The sequence below is a fragment of the Corynebacterium sp. genome (assembly GCF_030530965.1).
GTDB lineage: Bacteria > Actinomycetota > Actinomycetes > Mycobacteriales > Mycobacteriaceae > Corynebacterium.
This window is the reverse complement of the sequence record NZ_JAUMTY010000100.1, coordinates 1-1,987: the sequence shown is the minus strand read 5'-3', so window position 1 is coordinate 1,987 and position 1,987 is coordinate 1. Positions and strand designations below refer to the sequence as shown.

Sequence of the window (1,987 nt, the reverse complement as noted above, 5' to 3'; positions counted from 1 at the left end):
AGAACTCGTGAGCCACCACAGCCGGAATAGCACCACAACCCCTCACAGCGAATCTCTGGATCGCGGGTTGGAATCGCGGCACATGAACATGATCGCCATCGGCGGCGCGATCGGTACCGGGCTGTTCGTTGCCTCGGGTGCCACCATTGCCGACGCCGGCCCCGGTGGCGCCCTCGTCGCCTACGGTGCCATCGGTCTCATGGTGTTCTTGCTGATGCAGTCACTGGGGGAAATGGCGACATATTCACCGGTGTCGGGAGCCTTCGCGCACTATGCCCGCACCTACGTGTCGCCGTCTTTCGGTTTCGCCACGGGCTGGAATTACTGGTTCAACTGGGCGATCACCGTAGCCGCAGAGCTAGTAGCGGCAGCCCTGGTCATGAAATTCTGGTTCCCTTCGACGCCGGGTTGGGTGTGGTCCGCGATATTCCTTGCACTCCTCTTTTCGCTGAATATCGCCTCCGTCAAGGGATATGGTGAAGGCGAATTCTGGTTCGCGCTCATCAAAGTTGTTGCGGTGATCGTATTCCTCGGCATAGGCGTGCTCATGATCGCCGGGATCTTGGGTGGAAAATCCCCAGGATTCTCCAACTGGACCCACGGCGAAGCACCGTTCAAAGCGGGATTCCTAGGCATCCTCAACGTCTTCATGATCGCCGGATTCTCATTCCAAGGCACGGAGCTCGTCGGAGTCGCGGCCGGTGAATCACGAAACCCGGATAAAGATATCCCCCGCGCTATCCGCAGCGTCTTCATCCGAATCATGCTTTTCTACATCGGCGCGATTGCGGTCATTGGTTTCCTCATCCCGTACACCAACCCCAATCTCCTTCGGTCCGACGTCGACAATATTTCCGTGTCACCCTTCACCTTGGTGTTCCAAAACGCGGGTGTTCTTGCCGCTGCGACCATCATGAACGCGGTCATCCTGACCTCGATCTTGTCGGCGGGAAACTCCGGTCTGTATGCGTCGACACGAATGCTGTACGCGATGGCGAAGGATGGCGTCGCACCCCGCATCTTCGCAAAAACATCGAAACGTGGCGTGCCCCGGCCGGCACTGTTCGCCACGACGGCGGTGGGTTTGCTGTGCTTCCTCACGTCGTTGATTGGGGAAGGTGCAGCGTATGAGTGGTTGGTCAATGCGTCGGGCCTCGCAGGTTTCCTAGCGTGGATGTCCATCGCGTGGAGTCATTACCGTTTCCGACGCGCCTACATCGCTCAAGGGAATGACCCCGCTGACCTGCCCTATCGGGCTCGTTGGTTCCCCGCCGGGCCGATCGTTGCGCTGGTGATGTGCGCAGTGGTGATTATCGGGCAGAACTACCAAGCGCTCTTTGATTGGTCTAGTTTCTCTACCATTCTGTCCTCATATATCGGCCTACCGCTGTTCATTGCGCTGTGGGTGGGGCACAAACTCACCACCCGCTCCCATATGGTTCCCCTCGACGATGTCGACATCAGCCGGCATCATCAGATGTAAGATCGGCAGCGCTTGATCCGGCTCACCCGAGCCGTTTCACGGAAGGATAGGAATTCATGCCTCAGTTTGTTGACCGCGTTGTGCTGCATGTCCGCGCTGGCGATGGCGGCCATGGGTGCGCGTCCATTCACCGCGAGAAATTCGTCCCCCTGGGCGGCCCCGATGGAGGCAATGGCGGCCACGGCGGTGACGTCATCTTGGAGGTCAGCAACCAGGTCCACACGCTCGTCGACTTCCACTTCCACCCGCATATCAAGGCAACCCGTGGCGGCAATGGGGCTGGTGACAACCGCAACGGAGCTCGAGGTGAAGACCTGGTCCTGCCCGTGCCCGATGGCACCGTCGTGACGGAACCCGACGGCACCGTGGTGGCGGATTTGATGGGCGTCGGCACCCGTTTCACCATCGCAGAAGGCGGTTACGGGGGACTGGGGAACGCGGCTCTCGTCTCCAAGGCGCGCCGGGCACCTGGTTTTGCCCTCCTCGGCGAGCCCGGTGAAGAAA

1 protein-coding gene and 1 pseudogene are annotated in these 1,987 nt (G+C 59.8%); both read left to right on the top strand.

Annotated elements, in window-relative coordinates; genetic code table 11:
• The first annotated feature begins 82 nt into the window (after positions 1-82).
• Entirely contained in the window at positions 83-1,483 is a 1,401-nt protein-coding gene (locus tag Q3981_RS10405; RefSeq protein WP_303126027.1) for an amino acid permease, read from the top strand.
• A gap of 56 nt (positions 1,484-1,539) precedes the next feature.
• Positions 1,540-1,987, top strand: a pseudogene (gene obgE, locus Q3981_RS10400) (GTPase ObgE); the annotation flags it as partial.

Bases quoted from the DNA above. Each gene is read 5' to 3' on its own strand.
- Q3981_RS10405 (WP_303126027.1), top strand. From the start codon at position 83: ATGAACATGATCGCCATCGGCGGCGCGATCGGTACCGGGCTGTTCGTT.